The sequence below is a fragment of the Pseudomonas sp. LARHCG127 genome (assembly GCF_052871455.1).
This window is the reverse complement of sequence record NZ_JBIXJT010000006.1, coordinates 132,275-149,350: the sequence shown is the minus strand read 5'-3', so window position 1 is coordinate 149,350 and position 17,076 is coordinate 132,275. Positions and strand designations below refer to the sequence as shown.

General features: G+C 60.0%; 13 protein-coding genes. 5 read left to right on the top strand and 8 right to left on the bottom strand.

What is annotated here, in order from left to right:
- Positions 1-43: 43 nt before the first annotated feature.
- The 6 genes from ACIPQ1_RS12385 to ACIPQ1_RS12360 all read right to left on the bottom strand — a co-directional run bounded on the left by ACIPQ1_RS12385 (position 44) and on the right by ACIPQ1_RS12360 (position 9,712).
- Positions 44-3,454, bottom strand: coding sequence for a beta-ketoacyl synthase N-terminal-like domain-containing protein (locus ACIPQ1_RS12385; protein WP_446534203.1), 3,411 nt, complete (start codon positions 3,452-3,454; stop codon positions 44-46).
- Positions 3,455-3,531: 77 nt separating this feature from the next.
- On the bottom strand, positions 3,532-4,611 hold the full coding sequence (locus ACIPQ1_RS12380) for a phosphopantetheine-binding protein (protein ID WP_446534202.1): 1,080 nt from the start codon (positions 4,609-4,611) through the stop codon (positions 3,532-3,534).
- A gap of 118 nt (positions 4,612-4,729) precedes the next feature.
- Positions 4,730-6,493, bottom strand: a complete 1,764-nt coding sequence (locus tag ACIPQ1_RS12375; RefSeq protein ID WP_446534201.1) for an FAD-dependent monooxygenase — start codon at positions 6,491-6,493, stop codon at positions 4,730-4,732.
- A 3-nt stretch (positions 6,494-6,496) separates the two neighbouring features.
- Positions 6,497-7,108 (bottom strand): HAD-IB family hydrolase, encoded by a 612-nt coding sequence (locus tag ACIPQ1_RS12370; RefSeq protein ID WP_186729113.1) that lies wholly within the window; start codon positions 7,106-7,108, stop codon positions 6,497-6,499.
- Positions 7,098-8,618: a class I adenylate-forming enzyme family protein gene (locus ACIPQ1_RS12365; protein WP_446534200.1), complete on the bottom strand. Its 1,521-nt coding sequence runs from the start codon at positions 8,616-8,618 to the stop codon at positions 7,098-7,100. The genes ACIPQ1_RS12370 and ACIPQ1_RS12365 overlap by 11 nt, the downstream gene beginning before the upstream one ends.
- Positions 8,619-8,698: 80 nt before the next feature.
- Entirely contained in the window at positions 8,699-9,712 is a 1,014-nt protein-coding gene (locus ACIPQ1_RS12360; protein ID WP_250963677.1) for an SDR family oxidoreductase, read from the bottom strand.
- Positions 9,713-10,224: 512 nt separating this feature from the next.
- On the opposite strand from ACIPQ1_RS12360, the gene ACIPQ1_RS12355 reads away from it, so the two are divergent.
- Both ACIPQ1_RS12355 and ACIPQ1_RS12350 read left to right on the top strand, forming a co-directional pair.
- Positions 10,225-10,821, top strand: a complete 597-nt coding sequence (locus tag ACIPQ1_RS12355) for a TetR/AcrR family transcriptional regulator (protein WP_353050731.1) — start codon at positions 10,225-10,227, stop codon at positions 10,819-10,821.
- Positions 10,822-11,210: 389 nt separating this feature from the next.
- Positions 11,211-11,975: an SDR family NAD(P)-dependent oxidoreductase gene (locus ACIPQ1_RS12350; protein WP_446534199.1), complete on the top strand. Its 765-nt coding sequence runs from the start codon at positions 11,211-11,213 to the stop codon at positions 11,973-11,975.
- Positions 11,976-12,167: 192 nt separating this feature from the next.
- Here the strand turns inward: ACIPQ1_RS12350 and ACIPQ1_RS12345 are convergent, their stop codons facing one another.
- Positions 12,168-12,971: a helix-turn-helix transcriptional regulator gene (locus ACIPQ1_RS12345; RefSeq protein WP_411387525.1), complete on the bottom strand. Its 804-nt coding sequence runs from the start codon at positions 12,969-12,971 to the stop codon at positions 12,168-12,170.
- Between the two features lie 93 nt (positions 12,972-13,064).
- Here ACIPQ1_RS12345 and ACIPQ1_RS12340 point away from each other — a divergent pair, with 93 nt between their 5' ends.
- Together ACIPQ1_RS12340 and ACIPQ1_RS12335 are read left to right on the top strand one after the other, a co-directional pair.
- Positions 13,065-14,021 (top strand): threonine dehydratase, encoded by a 957-nt coding sequence (locus tag ACIPQ1_RS12340; RefSeq protein ID WP_250963680.1) that lies wholly within the window; start codon positions 13,065-13,067, stop codon positions 14,019-14,021.
- Between the two features lie 260 nt (positions 14,022-14,281).
- Positions 14,282-15,220, top strand: a complete 939-nt coding sequence (locus ACIPQ1_RS12335; protein ID WP_411384964.1) for an ABC transporter substrate-binding protein — start codon at positions 14,282-14,284, stop codon at positions 15,218-15,220.
- A 218-nt stretch (positions 15,221-15,438) separates the two neighbouring features.
- Here ACIPQ1_RS12335 and gstA read toward each other — a convergent pair whose 3' ends face one another.
- Positions 15,439-16,038, bottom strand: a complete 600-nt coding sequence (gstA, locus tag ACIPQ1_RS12330; RefSeq protein WP_446534271.1) for a glutathione transferase GstA — start codon at positions 16,036-16,038, stop codon at positions 15,439-15,441.
- Between the two features lie 113 nt (positions 16,039-16,151).
- Between gstA and ACIPQ1_RS12325 the strand changes: the two genes are divergently transcribed.
- Complete coding sequence (locus ACIPQ1_RS12325; RefSeq protein ID WP_446534198.1) at positions 16,152-17,057, top strand: transcriptional regulator GcvA; 906 nt, start codon at positions 16,152-16,154, stop codon at positions 17,055-17,057.
- Positions 17,058-17,076 lie beyond the last annotated feature (19 nt).

Here is a 17,076-nt window from a genome sequence, read left to right as displayed (position 1 = left end):
TGTGGGGGGCACGGTCATGCGGGGTGGCAGATCCATTCAATGCTCAGGCTGCCGGTGCGGATTGACTCAGCACCTGGGCGGTAATGCTGGCTTGTCCGATTTTTTCGCCCCGGTTGAACAGGTCGATGTAGATGCGGTTGGTCTTGAAGGCCTGGAGCGCCGCGTCAAAACCGGCCTGCGGCGCCAATGACAGCGGGCTGTTCCTGGGGATGGGCCGATCCAGGGTGAAGCTCAAGGCCAGCAGGTTCATCGGGGTGTTGAGGGGGATGCGCAGATGGCTGTGGGCGATCTGCATGTAGCACTGGCGAGCCACCTCGAGGAAATACACCATGGAATAGTGCTGGGGATCGCCTGCCTGGAAGAAGTGCTCCGGCGGCAGTTTCACCGTGTCCACGCTCAGGCCCTGGGCGACACCGCTCATGTCACTGACGATGACGTTTTCCGCCCGGGCCTTGTGCAACAGGGCCTTGTCGCGGCAGGGCGTGGCGGTGAAGTCGCTGGCCGGCGAGGTCTCGAACGCCGAGCTGTAGGCCATTTCGAGGATGCAGGTGCACATCACTTTCCCGGCCTGCATGACCTTCCCATGGAACACCTGGGAATCTTCGCCTTGCTCCACATGCAGATCGACCGTGCCGTGCTTCTGTACGTAGTGCTGGAACTTGATCGTCAGGGTCTTGATGTAGGCGACCCGTCCGCTCAGTGGCGGCATGGCCAGTTCGAGCAATTGCAGCACGCCCTCCAGCAGCAAGATGCCCGGAATGTGATCCAAGGGGTGGTCGAAGAAGTAGGGGTGCGCTTCATTCACCACCAGTTGGGCGTGCAGCGACTGAGGGCTGCGCCGGGCGTTGGTGATCACGCTATGTTCCGCGCTGCGCTGCCAGGGTGTCGGGCGCTGGGTGGTATCGCCACGGTGCAGGGCGAACAGGCTTTCCATGGCGCGCACCCGCACCCGCAGCCCGGAGAGCAGGGTGCTGGTGAGCATGTCGCTGAGCTGCTGCACATCGACGCCATCGTTCTGCGGCTCGTGGACCAGGCTGACAGGCGTGATGACCTGCTGCAGTTCCTGGGATGACGAATGGGCAAAGCGCAGCATGAACGGATGCTTGATGGGCGAGCTGGCCTCGACCGTGGTCGGAGTCCACTGGCGAAGCCGTTCGGTAAACAGCCACATCACCGTCTTGCCGGCCTCACGCACCTCGATCACGCTATGGGTCGCGCTGCGCAACATCACCGCCAGCAGGGTTTCGATGCCGCTGGCTTCGGCGAGGAAACCGGTGATTTCCCGCAGCGATCCGCTGGCAGGTGTCGCAACCGGCTGCAACTCGCAGATTTCAACGTTCGCATAGTGGTTCGGCGCTTTGCCCACCAACCGGCAAGCCGCTTCCAACGAGTCGGCGGCGTGGGCGAGGACTGCGGCGCGGATCACCAGCAACGGTTTGTCTGAGGCCTGCGGCTGATAGCGACGCACCGCCAGCAGCCCCAGTCCTTCACCCTGCTGGGTCGCGGTACGCCGGGCACGCTCGACCTCGATTTCACCACTGAGAAAACGCCCGGCACCGAGCAGGAGCGTGGTGATACCGTTGTCGAACCATTGCGGCGAAGCCAGCAAGGTTTGCCAGAACAGGCCCGCGGTGCCGACCAGGGTCTGATGGAAACCCTTGAAGTCAAAAATCTGTGCCGGGTAGCCGGACAACATGTTCGGCAGCATGGTTGCCACGTCAGTCACTTCGACGCCCGGCGCCGCGCCTTGTGTCCGGGAAAAGAAGTTGTGGGCGCTGCTATAGGCGTTGCTGAAGCGCTCGCCGCCCATGTTGCAGCACATGACCATCGCGGTGCCGGGCGAACCGGCCACGCCCGGCAAGCGTCGCAGCAAGTGGTTGACGCGATCGGTGATCAACAGTTTGAACGGGTCGACGTGGGCCAGCGGCTTGGGCCCCATGCCGAAGCCATCGATATCGATGACGTGGTCCTGGGCGAGGAATTTGCCCAGCAAAGGCTGACCGGGCGCCGGGGTGTAATCGACGAAGCGCCCATAAGGGAACACGACCGAAGGCGCCGCGGGTTGGTCGAGCTGCTGCTGGAATGCCTGCAACGAACGGTGGCTGCCCAGCGCGGCCTCAGCCTCGACGATGGCAAGGTCCAGCATCACCACGCCGCAGGTGTTGGCGGGGGCTGCGGCAGGCCGCTCGTTGGGAACGTATTCATCCACCACCAGGTGAGCGTTGGCGCCGCCAAAGCCGAAACTGGAGATGCCAATCCGGATCGCCGACTGACGCGCCTCCAGAGGATGTACCTGCTGGGTGGCGAGTCGCAGGCAGGTGGCGTCGACTTTTGCGCTGGGGCGGTAGCCCGGCTGCGGGGGGATGCCTTTGTGGCGCAATATCATCAGGGCCTTGGCGAGCGAAGCGCCGCCGGCAGCGGCCAGGGGATGGCCGATGACCGACTTGATCGAACCGATGGTGATTTTCTCGCCGTGCGGGCGATGGGGGGCGAAGAAGCTGTCCAGCGAGGCCAGCTCCGTCGCATCCCCCAGCGGTGTGCCGGTGCCGTGGGTCTCGATGTAGTCCACGTCCCTTGGGTCAAGGCCGCGATAAGCACGTTGGTAAGCCGAGTATTGGGCCTGTTTGCCGGGGGCAAACACCGAGCCTTCGGCGCCGTCGGCGGACATGCCCAAGGCGCGCAAGACACCCATTGGACGGCGCTGCGCGGTCAGGGCCTGGACGACCGGTTCGACCAGGAACGCAACGGCACATTCGCCCGGTACAATGCCGTCGGCGTCCTGGCCGAAGGCTTCCATCCGCGCCCGCGCGGAAAACGCCGTCAACTGCGAGAAGCCCAGGAACAGCGCCGGTGGCAGCACGGTGTTGAGGGCCATGACAATCGCGTTGTCCGCCTGGCCGCTGTTGACCAGCGCCTGGGCCATGTCCAAGGCATAGGGGAACGAGCTGCACGCGGTGTCCACCGATAGCGCCGGCCCACCCAAGGCAAAGGCCGCGGCCAGCGCCGCGACTTGTTCACCCGGGGTAAAGCCCGGCGGTGCATCGGGTTTTCCGGACATGCCGGTGACGAAATAGCTCTCGTCACTCCAAGATGTCGCGACCACCAATGCCGTGCGTTCGCTACTCAGTAGCGAGCCCTGTGCGGCCAGTTGGCTGAACAGCGTCTGGAGCACTTTCTTGCCAATGGCGACCTGTCGTCCTTCGTGCCGTGACGGAGTCGAAGCGTCGTCGGTCAGGCAAAAAGCGCTGTCCAGGTAGGTGCGATCTTTCTCGCCGGCCTTGGTTGAATAGATCGACGCCTTGTCCACGTCCCAGCGTGTCGGCATCGATTCGATCGGTGCGACCTGCCCTTGGGAAAGCAACTGCCAAAGCGCTTCCGTTGACGGTGCTCCTGGAAACTCGCCCGCCATCGCGCTGAAGCAAAAATCGTCCGCTGTTGTTGCTGCGCCACTCATACCCTGTCTCCTGATCGCCAAACTGCTGGGTGACGGGTTCGTCACCCGGATTCCATTCCTGTCGCTCGTTGCTGGGCTCAGCTCAGTCTGGCCAGCAGCGACAAGGCATCCTGAGGCGTGCGACGGGACATCAGCGCTTCACCGGCAAACTCGCTGGCCGAGCACTGTTGCGCCATGGAATGGCAGAGCGCTTCTCGGGCGAAGCCGTTGAGACCCAGTTGGGCGAACGGCGTCTGGATATCGATGGACTGCGCGGCGTCCGGGATCAACGGCGACAGGGCGTTGAACAGCAGGTTTTCCGCCTGCCCTTGAGTGGCGGTCGCGGCAGGTGAGGGCGCCGCTTGCGGTTGGGGATCGGCCAGGGTGGCTTGGATCAGGGCAATGGTTGCCTGCGGGAACTTGGCATTGGCCAGCTCGGAACTGTGAGCCTTGAGCTGTGGCCAGAGGGCGACGACCGATTCGAGGAAATCCAGCTGCACGAGCGAATCCAGGCCCAGGCTTTCATAGCTTTGTGTCGGGTCGATCTGCTCAACCGTAAAGCCGGTGATCGCCGCGAGTTGATCGAGTACCCAACCCTGGACATCCACCGCCGGCGCCTGTGGATCGGCTTCAAGTCGGGCCAGCAAGGCGGTCGGGGTAGGGGCATCGAAGAGCTGAGCGGTGAGCGCTTTCTTTTCCGGGAAGTGCTGGGCCAGGGACTCGAAAATATCCACCAGTCCCAGCGAGTCGATCCCCAGGCTCTCGAAGCTTTGATCGAAGTCGATCTGTTGTGCCTGGAAGCCGGTGACGGCGCTGATTTCTCCGCGCAACCATTGCCCGTAGTTGAGTGCCGATGTCTCTGCGACGGTTTCGGCGACGGGCATCGGGGCCAAGATGGTCGGTTTAGCCTGAACAGGCTCCAGCACTGCAACATTCTGGCTGACGGAGGTTTCGATCCCATGGGCATAAACGCCCTCGAGAACTTGTTGATGAGCATTGAAGTAATGGGCAGTAACGGTTTCGGCTTGTTCCAACACGCGCAGCAATATCGCTTCCTTGGCGACATTGGATTCGCACAATGACTCAATGATCTTTTCGGACAGAGAGAAATAGCTGTGGGCTATTCTCCCGTTGGACACGATGAATTCCTGCACCACATCGTTAAGTTGCAAACGCATCAGGTTCTCCTAACCAAGTCGGTCGATATTTCTATACAAAAGAAAAATCAAAAATCATGGCCCAGGACTGGGCCTTGTTTATATCAATGAAGCAAATTGGCTGTAGCCATGGCGCGACTTAAAGTTGGAGTTCCACTGCGTCGATCTCACACGAAGTTGTTTTTCTGGCGCCCTTGAGCAACCCGGACCTTACGTTCAGATAGGTCGCCAGTGTTATTGCATCGGCACCTTGGAAAGCGATGTAGCCGTCAGGACGAATCAGCATCAACGTGCCTGCCTTGGCGTGGTAGCGCTTGTGCAGTCGCCAGTCCGGGTCCAGCAGTGTCGAGTGCCAGGATGGCAGCCCGGCGCTGCTCAGGGCATCGATCACGCAATAAGCCTTGATGCCGGGGTAGTCCTTTTCCACCGACTCGGCCAAGGCGTAATGGCCCGGCAATAAAGGTGAAAACTGATCGGCCGCGCTGAAGATCAACAGCGTGAACGTTCCGTGGAACAGGTCGATCAAGTGCTTTGTGGGCAGCCCTTGCAGTTGCCACAACTCGACATCAGGTGCCAGTTGCCCGGCGCGAGGCGCTGCGCTCGGGAACTCGGTTTTTTTGCCTTTCTTGTTCCAGTTGTAGCGCTGTTTCTTCGTCAGCGATTCCTGGATGTAGTCACTCTTTTCGTAGTGATACTGATGACCGGAAATCATGGACGGCAACTTGCGCTGGACCTTTTTCCGGTTGCTCAACAACGGCAGGACGTTGTCACGCAGCCAGACCAGGGCGCGCCGCCGGACGGTAATCAACCCCGTCAACCGGTGGGCGGTGTTCTCGACTTCCAGGGCAACCGGATAACGCTCTTCGTTGTAGCTGTCGAGCAAGGACGGATCCGCCAGGCCTTGATCGACATAGGCGATTTTCCAGGCCAGGTTATAGGCCTCGGAAACCCCCAGGTTCATCCATTGGCCACCGATGGGGCTGCCGATATGCGCCGAGTCCCCCAGCAGGAACACCGAGCCTTGTTGCATCGTTTGCACGCGGCGATGCTGGAACGAGGCGATGGTCGTCGAGGAAATATTGGACAGCGTCATCTTTTGCCCACGTCCTTCGCACAGGCGCTGGAAGTTCTCCAGGCTAAGTGACGGACGCTCGCCTTCTGGCGGCAGGTTGTAGGGCATTTCGATGAACAGCCGATAACGGGACTGGGCGCTGATCGGCGCAACCGCCACGTAACCGTCTTGTGCACCGAGGAAAAACGCGCCCTCATCCTGGCTGCCGGACCATTGGATATCGGCATCGGCGAGCATGAAGAAGCGGTCATAGGACGAACCTTCGAAGGTCATGTCCAGGCGTTTTCGGATGTTGCTGCGAGCACCGTCACAGGCGGCCACCCAGCGACTGGCGAAGGTTTCTTCGGTGCCGTCGGCATGCTTGAGCGTCATACGCACCGAACCCGGCAGGTTTTCGATGTCCACCAGTTCGGTGTCCCACTCCACCTCCGCGCCCAGTTCCTTCAGCCGCTCCAGGAGAATCTTCTCGGTTTGCGGCTGTGGCAGGCTCAAGAGCAGGGGATAGGTCGCGTCCAGGTAGGAGAAGTTGTAGTTCAGCACTCGCTTGGCATTCGACTGCACGGAAAACTGGTTGATCGTGAAACCGTCGTGAATGGCTTGCTCGGCAACGCCCAGGTCTCGAAAGATTTCCAGGGTGCGGGAGTGGATCGCCATCGCCTTGGTCGCGGTCGAGGGGCCGGCGTTCTTTTCAATGATGCGAAACGCCACGCCCCATTTTTTCAGCATGATTGCCAAGGACAGGCCGATGGGGCCGGCGCCGACGATCATGACGGTCGGGGCGCTGTCAGGGCGCTTGAAATGCTTGGGGGCCAAGTTGCTCAGCGTGTTCATCGATCAGTACCAGTTTCTGTAGAAGGGAGAGTTGGCAATGCCAAGCAGGTCAGCGTCGCCTGATGAGTCGCCGTAGGCATAAATATAAAAATCATCCAGATTGCTCAGGCAGCCTTTGAGGCGCGTGACTTTCTCTCGCTCTACACAGTTGGTACCGGCGATCCCGCCGGTGAGTTTGTTTTTTGCCGTGGCCAGGCGCGTGCCGCACACATAGTCAAACCCCGCGGCCTGGCCCCAAGGGATCAGGTAGTTTTCCGGCGAGTTGCTGACCAGCGCGGTGATATGCCCCATGGACTGATGCCATTGCAGTCGCCGCAACGCCTCGGGCCTGAGCCAGAGCGGCAGCTGTTCGCTGATGAAGTATTTGGCGTGCTCGCGTTCTTGCTCCACCGACAGCCCGCCCAGGTAACAGGCAATGAAGGCCAGGCGCGCTTGCATCAGTGGGGTGATGCCCAGGATCACGCTGAGCATCTTGGGCAGCAGGGGAATGATCCGCAGCCAGAACGAACGGGTGCCGACGATGTAGCGCATGTAGCGCCAGAAGGTGTGCCGGTCGGTCAACGTGCCGTCGAAGTCAAAAACGGCCAGTACCGGTTGGGTGCTGTTAGTGTGCATGTGCCTCTTCCTTGAGCGGGATGATCTCGATGGTCTTGGGCAGCTTGAAGCCCGACAGATCGCGGGAAAGCAGGGTGCCCAGCGCGTTCTGGGTCAGCTCGCCGGTCCCTTCGACGCACAGGTGCAGCACGTTGACTTCCTTGTGATCCGGGACGATATAGGCCCTGGCGCGCACCACGTCGGGGTGCTTGAGGGCGATGGATTCGATTTCCACCAGATCGACCATCTGCGCCTTGATCTTCGAGATGCGCAGGCGTTGGCAAAAGAAAAATACATGCCCATCGTCGTCGCGCCAGACCAGGTCGCCGCTGTGGAACCAGCCGTCGCGGAAGAATCGGGCATTGGTGTCCTCGGCATCGTTGTAGCCGCCGATCACCATCGCGCCGCGGATCAGTAACTCGCCGATGCGCCCGGGTGCCACGTCTTGGCCCTCGGCATCGACGACGCGCAGTTCCACGCCGCTGATCGGCTGGCCCATGGCGCCGCGGTGGACCGGGCCAATCGAACTCTGGACGATCACCGGCATGCTTTCGGTCAAACCGTAGCCCTGGAGTACCGGATTGCAGCCCAGTAGCGTGCCCAGCTTTTCGGCTTCATCGGCCGGCAGGTGGCTGCCGCCCGAGTAGATCATCAGTTGCGGGTGCAACGGCAACCGCGGGCCTTTGCGTTTGGCCAGCCGCGTATTGAAGTAGCGAATGACATCGGGCACCAGGCAGGCAAAGCTGACCTGGTGCTCGGACAGGACTTCTGCCAGGTCCCGGTTGAGCAGGGTGTTGGTCATGAGCAGGGTGGCGCCCACGCTCAAGGGAAACACCATCATCACCGACAGGCCGAAGATGGCATACAGCGGCAGTGTCACCAGGTGCACGGAGCCGACGCCCTGCAGGTGAAAATGCTCGTGCAGCCCATCGCTCGATTGCGTCAGGTCGAGGTAGCGGTGAGAAACCGCCAGGGGCCTGCCGATGCCTCGATAAGTGAACTGCACCGAGACGATCGGATTGCCTTCGGGCAGCAACAAGGGTTCGAGCTGTTGAGGCAATTGAGAGGCGGCCGTTGCATTGGCGGGCAGGGGCGATGAAGGTTCGCTCCCGTCGTCCAGCACCAGGGCGTGTCTGACGCCGTTGTTGGGCTGGAATATCTCGTCGTGTTGCATCCATAACGCTTCGGTCGTGACCACCAGGGTTGGCCTGGCGAGGCTAACCACACTGTTCATTTCAAAAACGGTCAACTTGTGGTTGAGGATGACCGGAATGGCACCCCGCCCGATAATCGCCAGGTAATAAGCGATGAATGCCACCCCGTTGGGCAGCACCAGCGCGACTTTATCGCCTGGCAATACACCGAGTGCCGTCAGGGCGCCGTTGCAGGCTTCGGCCTTGATGCGCAGCTCGCGATAAGTAACGGTGTCTTCTTCCGTGTCTAAGTGCCGGATAGCAACTTGCTCGGGAAAAGATTCCGAAAAACCGACAAAACGATGCAGAAAACCTTCTTTATATGAAAGGCTTTTCATTTACCAACCTCTTTCAATCCTTGGATATAGGGCGTGTCAAAAAAGTACTACAGAGGCAGGCTTTATATGAATGGTCTCAATTAAGCATCTGTGTAGTTGTTATTCCGATACCAGTCCAGGGTATCGGTCAGGGTTTCAGCGACAGGGCGGAATTGGCATTGCAACTCCCTTGAACTTTTGTTGTGGCTGAAATGCGTGCGGTCTTGTTCTTGCGCCATGAGCTTGACCGTAGACGTACTGATCAGTACCGGCTTCTTGGTAATCCGGTAATAGCCTTCATAGATCAGTGCGATCAGTCGCAGCATGAACAAAGGCACTTTTCGTTCAGGGGCTTTTACGCCGCTGACGCTGGCCAGCGCCTGGAAGATGCTCTTCATGTCCATGTGATTGCCGGCGGCGAGGTAACGCTCTCCGGACCTGCCGCGGGTGATGGCCGCGATTTGATGTTCGGCCACGTCCCGGGCATCGACGACGGAAAAGCTGCCAGGAAGTACACCGGGCAATTTTTGTCCGACAAAGTCCAGCAGGAACTGGCCTGAGGAAGTCGGGCCGATATCCCCCGGGCCGAACATCCACCCTGGCAATACCATGGCAATGAACATGTCCGGGTGCTGCGCCAAAAATTGCTGGACCTTTTGTTCGGACAATATTTTGCTCAAGTAATAATCGTCAGCCTCCTGTTCACTGCGAGACATGGTTTCATCGATGACTTGATCTTTATTGCCCTTCAATACGGCAATGGAAGAGGTGTGCACGGCACGACGGATGCCGGCGTCATAAGCGGCTTGCAACAAGCGCTCGGTGCCGGTCACATTCGTGTCATAGAGTTTTTGCCAGTGTTTCCCGCCTTTGTAACTGTCGCGGAAATAAGCCGCCGTATGGAACAAGGCATCGCACCCTTGCAGTGCATGACTGAAGGCGTCGACATTGAGCATGTCGCCTTCGACCCATTCCACGGGCAGGCCGCTGAACTGTTTCCTGGCTTTCTCGGCGCAACGAACCAGGGCTTTTACTTTGATGTTTCGTTTTAACAGCGCACGAACGACATTATTCCCGAGCAGGCCAGTAGCGCCTGTAACGAAGGCATATTCCATTAAAATCCCGCTCCTGTGAGGTGACCTGTCATTGCATCGAGATCGGTGTCACTGACTCGATGCCCTGATCAGGCGTTGGGCTCCACCAACGGCGCAAGTAAAAACCATTCGGTATCTGGAAATCAAGCGGTATTTCGTAAGGCTAGCGAATCGATGGCTCTGAACCGGCCGTTACGCGGATTTTTTCATCCGATAGCGTGGCATGGAGGTGCGGAAAATGCGGCGTTGAGGAAGGTCAAAGAGGGGCCAACCCGCTCGCCAGCAACGAGCCTCGATGGTTTGGATTTACCTGTTCCCGGCGTGAAAAACGTGACTGCATAGTCCATCTTGCATCACGGCAGGCTGTCCCGGTTACATGGCACATACATGGCACTTTTTGAAAGTTAAAATGTAAATGATTGAATGAGGCGCGTATAAGATATGATGGCGGACACCGGTTCACTACAGTGAGTAATCGCTTCGTCGCATTCAGATACAGGTGCATATTTTGACTGGCCAAAGGAGCCGAGGGCGTGATTAAAAAGAGACTAGGTCGAGAAGAGAGCCAGCAAATAACAAGAGACAAATTATTCGACACCGCTACTGAGCTGATGATCAGCAAAGGTTTTCATGCCGCCAGCGTCAACGTCATTGCCGAGGAGGCCGGCTTTTCCAAAGGCGCCTTCTTTTCCAATTTTTCCAGTAAATCGGACTTGCTCCTGCAACTGACTCAACGCTTCAAGCGCGTTGAAATCGATCGATTGAGTACGACCCTGACGTCGGGGTATTCGTCAGAGCAGTTGAGCCATGGCTTGAATGCCTATATCGACACCCTGAAGAATAATACCCGCTGTGCGATCCTCGATGCCGAGTTGCAATTGATTGCCCTGCGTGATGAAGAGTTCTCGCAGCATTACTACGACTTGCATGAGGAAAACAGCGAGGCCTTGGGCAAGTTGATTACTGTCATATTCAACCATGCTGGCAAGAAACCACCGCTGGAACATGCCGCGCTTGCGAAGACCTTCACGGCCTTGGCCGAAGGCTTGATATTGCAAGGGCATAAAGATCCGGCGATTGAAATAAAGCTGGTGCTCAATTCGCTCATCCAGACTGCAGAGCCTTTGTAGTCCGCCGCTATTATCCCCGACAGGCCAGCGATTGGCGTCCAGCATCTGGTTCGCTGATGCCGCTGCCTGGATCAACTGCTCATGAAATGATGTTGACGGTGCGACCGTCATCGCGAGCAAGCTCGCTCCCACATTTTTTGGGGCGCCTGCGAGAGGCTCATCCACCGCCACTCCCCTGTGGGAGCGAGCTTGCTCGCGATGGCGATGGTTCAGCTAGAGCACGGCTTTGGCCCTCACGGACAGATTCGCGCAAGACCCCGACAGTCCCAGCAAGCCTGCGAAAGCCCGGCAGTCGCCGATGGGAGACAGTGAAGCCGTCGATAACGACAGCGCCCATGGGCGCCGGGCCGGCGAATGTCTCGTCTGCCCGCTCACGCAGGAGAGCGATCATGACCGATATCCAACCCACTATTCCCCACGAAGTCGAAGGCAAGGTTGCGCTGGTCACCGGCGCTGCCAGTGGCATCGGCAGGGCTGTCGCATTGCTGTTGCATGCCCGCGGCGCCAAGGTGGTGGCTGAAGACATCAACCCCGCCGTCCATGAGCTGGCCCGTCCGGGGCTGGTGCCGCTGGAGGCCGACATCACCGCGGATGGCGCCGCCGAGCGCGCCGTCGGCCTGGCCGTCGAGCAGTTCGGTCGGCTGGACATCCTGGTCAACAATGCCGGGATCATCATCAACAAGTTAGTGATCGACATGACGCGCCAGGACTGGGAGCGCATCCAGGCGGTCAACGCCACCGCTGCCTTCCTGCACTCGCGCGAAGCGGTCAAGGCGATGATGCCCAACCAGTCGGGAGCCATCGTCAACATCGCCTCCTACGCGTCCTATTTTGCCTTCCCGACCATTGCCGCCTACACCGCCTCCAAAGGGGCCCTGGCGCAACTGACGCGCACCTTGGCGCTGGAAGCCATCGAGCACGGTATTCGTGTCAATGCCATCGGTGTTGGCGATGTGGTCACCAACATCCTCAATGACGTGGTCGAGGACGGTCCGGCATTCCTCGCCCAACACGGTGAAGCTGCGCCCATCGGCCGGGCTGCACAGCCGCAAGAGATTGCCGAAGTGGTGGCGTTCCTGGCCTCGGACCGTGCGAGTTTTGTGGTCGGTGCGGTGGTCATGGCGGACGGCGGCATGACCGTCACCGCCGGCTAGCCTGGGGGCCTTGTGGGAGCGAGCTTGCTCGCGATGGCGGTCTTTCATTCAGTATCCATGCCGACTGGCAAGACCTCATCGCGAGCAAGCTCGCTCCCACAGGGGGCAGTGCTGCCCACGGCTGTTCTGTCTGCTGGCGGTCGAATGTGGGAGCGAGCCTGCTCGCGATAACGGTGTATCAGGCCCGAACAACTACCTGCGCAACTGCGCCGGACTGATGCCAAGGCGTTGCTTGAACAGCGTGGTCATGTGCGCCTGGGAGTTGAAGCCACAGGTGTGTGCGATGTCGGTCAGCCGGGCGGTTGAATCACGCATCAGCGCCCGTGCCTTGGCGAGGCGCCGGTCGATCAGGTAGCTGTGCGGGCTTTTGCCAGTCGCCTGCTTGAAGGCTCGGATGAAATAACCCTCGGACAAGCCAAGCAGCCCCGCCATGGCCTGGACCCCCACCGGGCTGTCGAGACTGGCGTCGATGAAGTCGTCGAGCAGGCGCATCCGGCCGTCCGTGATGGAGCCTTGAGGGCGTGGTGAAAACGCTTTGTGGTCGATCACGCGTTCAGCCAAACCGAGCGCCCAGGCTTCCCAATCGTCCTCTGCGGTGGCACGCAACAGCGCGCTGCGCATTCTCAACGCGAGGGTGATGGCCTGCGGGTCAATGCGATTGTTGAATGCATGCGTCCCCGGTAACGCCATACCGTCGGTACGCACGACTCGCAGGTATTCACCGCCGGCGGGAGATTCGGAGAACACGTCGCACCCGGCGGGAACGAATGCCAGGCCGTTGGGCAGCGCCTCGAAGGGCCGCACGCGGTCGCTGCCGATGGCATGCAGGCCGCGCTGGCTGTCGAAGGCAAAGCCGATGGCTGACTGGGTCGCGACATAGCGAGTGGCGTAGGCGCAGCCGGGCAGCAATTCGATCGCCCAGGGTCCGGCCTCGATACGACGGACCGGTTCAGGTGGGGGCGGCGACTGGCGGTTTCGCGGGCTCATGAACCGCATAGTAATGAAGAGCAAGCCCGAAAGTCAGGTCAGTTTTCTGAAAGCCCGCCGATGGCGCGCTGATTAGACTGGGCAAAAACCTGGAGGCCCATCATGCACACACTGACCCGCGACGACATCGAACAGGCTGCCCGCCATCTCTATCAATTCATGCCCGCCACTGCCCAATACGCTTGGCCGTTGCTGGCTGAACGGTTGGGTTGCACAGTGTGGGTCAAGCATGAGAATCACACCCCGACCGGGGCCTTCAAGGCGCGCGGTGGCCTGACCTTCGTGCATTGGCTCAAGCGCGAACACCCGGAAGCAAAAGGCATCGTCACGGCGACGCGCGGCAATCACGGCCAGAGCCTGGCGCTGGCGGCTACTGCCTTGGGTTTGAAAGCGCTGATTGTCGTGCCGCAAGGTAACTCCGTGGAGAAGAACAACGCCATGCGTGGCTTTGGCGGCGAGGTGGTCGAGTTTGGCCGCGATTTCGATGAGGCCCGCGAAGAGGCCTTACGCTTGGCCCACGCCCAGGGACTCTACCTGGTGCCGCCGTTTCATCCCGAATTGGTCAAGGGCGTGGCGACCTACGGGCTTGAGCTGTTCCAGGCCGTGCCGGACCTGGATACGGTCTACGTGCCGATAGGCTGCGGATCGGGGATTTGCGCAGTCATCGCCGCCCGCGATGCCTTGGGCCTGAAAACCCGCGTGGTGGGCGTCGTGTCCACCGAGGCCGACGCGGCGAAGTCGTCCTTTGAAACGGGAAGACTTTGCGAGACCCCTTCGGCCAACACCTTTGCCGACGGACTGGCCGTGCGCAAACCCATTCCCGAGGCCTTGGCCATCTACGGTGCCGCTGCGGCGCGGATCGTAGCGGTCAGCGACGCTGAAATTGCCGAGGCCATGCGGGTGTATTACACCGACACCCACAACCTCGCCGAAGGTGCGGGCGCCGCGGCCTTGGCGGCGCTCATGCAGGAGCGTGAAGCGATGCGGGGGAAAAAGGTGGCGGTGATTCTGACCGGGGGGAATATCGACCGGCCGGTGTATGCGAGGTTGATCGGCTGAGCCCGCGCGGTGGGGGCATTTGAGGACCTCAGTTTAGATCGATTATTTCTTACGGTTATGGGTATAGCTTTGTAGGGTATATCCATGACCGAAGAATCGAAGCTGTCGCCTGGGAAATATCTGCAATGAAATCGTTTTGTTGCGGCACTGTTGCACCCTGGACACTCGCTGCTTTGTGACTATGAGCTTATGCGTTAAAAGAATTTCGGATGGAATTACAAGAGCGTTATGTTCTATGAAATCCATTCAGGAATGCCTTCATGAAGTTCTTCCGTTCTCTGCTCCTCAGCACATTGTTCGCCGCACCGTTGTCCCAGGCCAGCGAGCCGTTGGTCCTGCACGTCGGCGACCAGAACTATTACAACGTGCGGGCCTCGGTGGAGGCTGCGGGTGTGCTTGAGGGCGCTCCCTACCGCGTCGACTGGAAACATTTCCAGGCCGCCGCGCCTCTGGCCGAGGCACTGAATACCGGCGACCTGGACCTGGGTTTCCTCGGCGATTCGGGGTTCCTGTTCCTGGCTGCCAAACAGGCTCCGGTGAAACTGATCGGAGTCTCGCGGCAAAACCCGGACACCATCGCGCTACTGGTGCCCAAGGACTCGCCGGTCAAGACCATCGCCGACCTCAAGGGCAAGAAGGTCGCCTATTGGCCGGGCGCCTGGAGCCAGCAACTGACCCTGCGAGCCCTGGAACAGGCCGGCCTGCCGGAGAACCATGTGGACTTCATCAAGCTGATGCCGATCGACGCGGCGGCGGCCTTGCCCCAGGGCAGCATTGATGCCTTTCCGGTATGGGAGCCTTACATCTCGCAGCAGATCCTGTTCTCCGGCGCCCGGCCGATCCTGACGGCGAAAAACCTCATGCCCGGCCTCAGCGCCATTGCCGCTTCGACACCGGCCATCGACAGCAAGCGCGAAGCCATCGCCGACTTCCTGGGGCGGGTGAAGCAGGCCCGTGGCTGGGTCGACACCCACACCGACGCATACGCGGACCTGTGGGCGAAAAAGGCCAACCTCGACCAGAACGTCTCGCGCCATTGGTTGCGCCAGGCTCACATGAGCATCGGCCCGGTGGACCGACAGGCCGCCGCCGACCTGCAAAGCACGGCGGACTTCCTGTTCAAGGTCAAGGCGCTGCCGGCCCCGTTGGTCACCGCCGGAATTATCGACACGTCCTTCAGCCAGGCCTTGGGCGAATAAGCCCTTCAATTTTTGAGTCGCCCGCAGGCCTCTGTGGGAGCGAGCCTGCTCGCGATAGCGGTAGGTCAGCTTGCAGGATGTTAGATGTGCCGCCGTCATCGCGAGCAAGCTCGCTCCCACAGTGGTTTTGAGGCGTTGAAGAAATCGGAATCCACCGCCGACCTTTGTGGGAGCGAGCTTGCTCGCGATAGCGGTGGGTCAGTTTGCACTGGGATGGATCATGCCGCTTCTGCCGCCATCGCCGCCCGGACGCTGGGACGTGCCGCGATTCGGGCCATGAACGACGCCAGTACCGGCCAGTCGCCGATCGCGATATTGAACAACGGCAACCAGGTCAAAACGGTGAATAGATACGCGTCGGCCAGGCCGAAGCGGCCCATCAGGTAATCCTGTTGCTCAAGGGCCTGGCTGAGGTAGTCCAGGCGCTTGAACAGTCTTGCCCTGAAGATTGCCTTGGTTGACTCGGCGATATCGGCATTGAACAGCGGGGCACAGCCGCTATGGATCTCGGTGCTGATGAAGTTCAACCATTCCTGCAGACGAACTCGCTCCCAAGTGCCATTGGCCGGTGCAAGTGTATTCCCGGGGACCCGATCGGCCAGGTACTGGACGATGGCGGGCCCCTCGGTCAGGACCTCACCGTTATCCAGCACCAGGGCTGCCACATAACCCTTGGGGTTGATGCCAAGGAAGTCGCGTCCGTCGGCGGTGCGCTTGGTCTTGTTGTCGACCCGGATCAATTCAAAGGGCAAGCCCAATTCCCGCAACACGATGTGCGGGGACAATGAGCAGGTCAGGGGTGCGAAGTACAGTTCCATGGTTTCCTCAAGGATGGGGGACATGCCGCCAGAATCCGTGAGAGCCGGAACATTTTCAAAGGACATCTTCGGTGCTAGCGTATGACAAAATCTCATGAGCATGCCCCCCCATCATGGCCGACAGAATCCCATCCTTGAACGGCCTGAAAGCCTTCGAATCGGCAGCTCGACACATGAGCTTTACCAAGGCTGCCGAAGAGCTGAACGTCACCCAGACAGCGATCAGTCATCAAATTCGCCGGCTCGAAGAGGAGCTGGGTGTGCGCTTGTTCTTGCGGCTCAAGGACGGTTTGGCCCTGACAAGCGAAGGCCAGGCCTATTTCCCCGGCGTTCGTTCGGCCTTCCATGAGTTGCGCTATTGCACTGGGATGTTGCTGGAGAGCCGCAACAACAGTGTCTTGACGATCAGTACGCTGGTTTCATTTGCCTCCAAATGGCTGCTGCCGCGGCTGGCGTCGTTCCAGCAGGCGTTTCCCACTATCGATGTGCACGTCACGGCGTCCACGGAGCGGGTGGATTTGCGCAAGGGCGGTGTCGATGCGGCCATTCGTTACGGTGTCGGCGACTGGAAGGGCGTGCGGGCCGACTGGCTGATGGCCGACGACATCTTCCCGGTGTGCAGCCCCAGGTTGCTGCACGGTCCGACCGCCTTGCGGACCCCAGGCGACCTGGCCCAACACACGTTGTTGCAGGTCAGCGGGGTGACCAGCGGCGACTGGAGTGCGTGGCTGAGCGCCGCCGGCCAACCCACAAAACTGGCCGAAGGCAGCCGGCTGACATTCGACCTGGCCATGATGGCTGTTCAGGCGGCGGTGGACGGCCTGGGTGTGTGCATCGGTCGCTCAACCTATGTCGAGGATGACCTGAGGGCTGGACGACTGGTTGCACCCTTTGACCTGCGATTGAGGTCCGACCTGGGCTTCTATTTCGTCACCCCCCATGAACTGGCCGATTCGCCAAAAGTGCAGGCCTTTAGAAGCTGGTTGATGGATTCGGTGGGTTTTGGCGCCGAAACATAATTACGCCGTACCGTTCAGC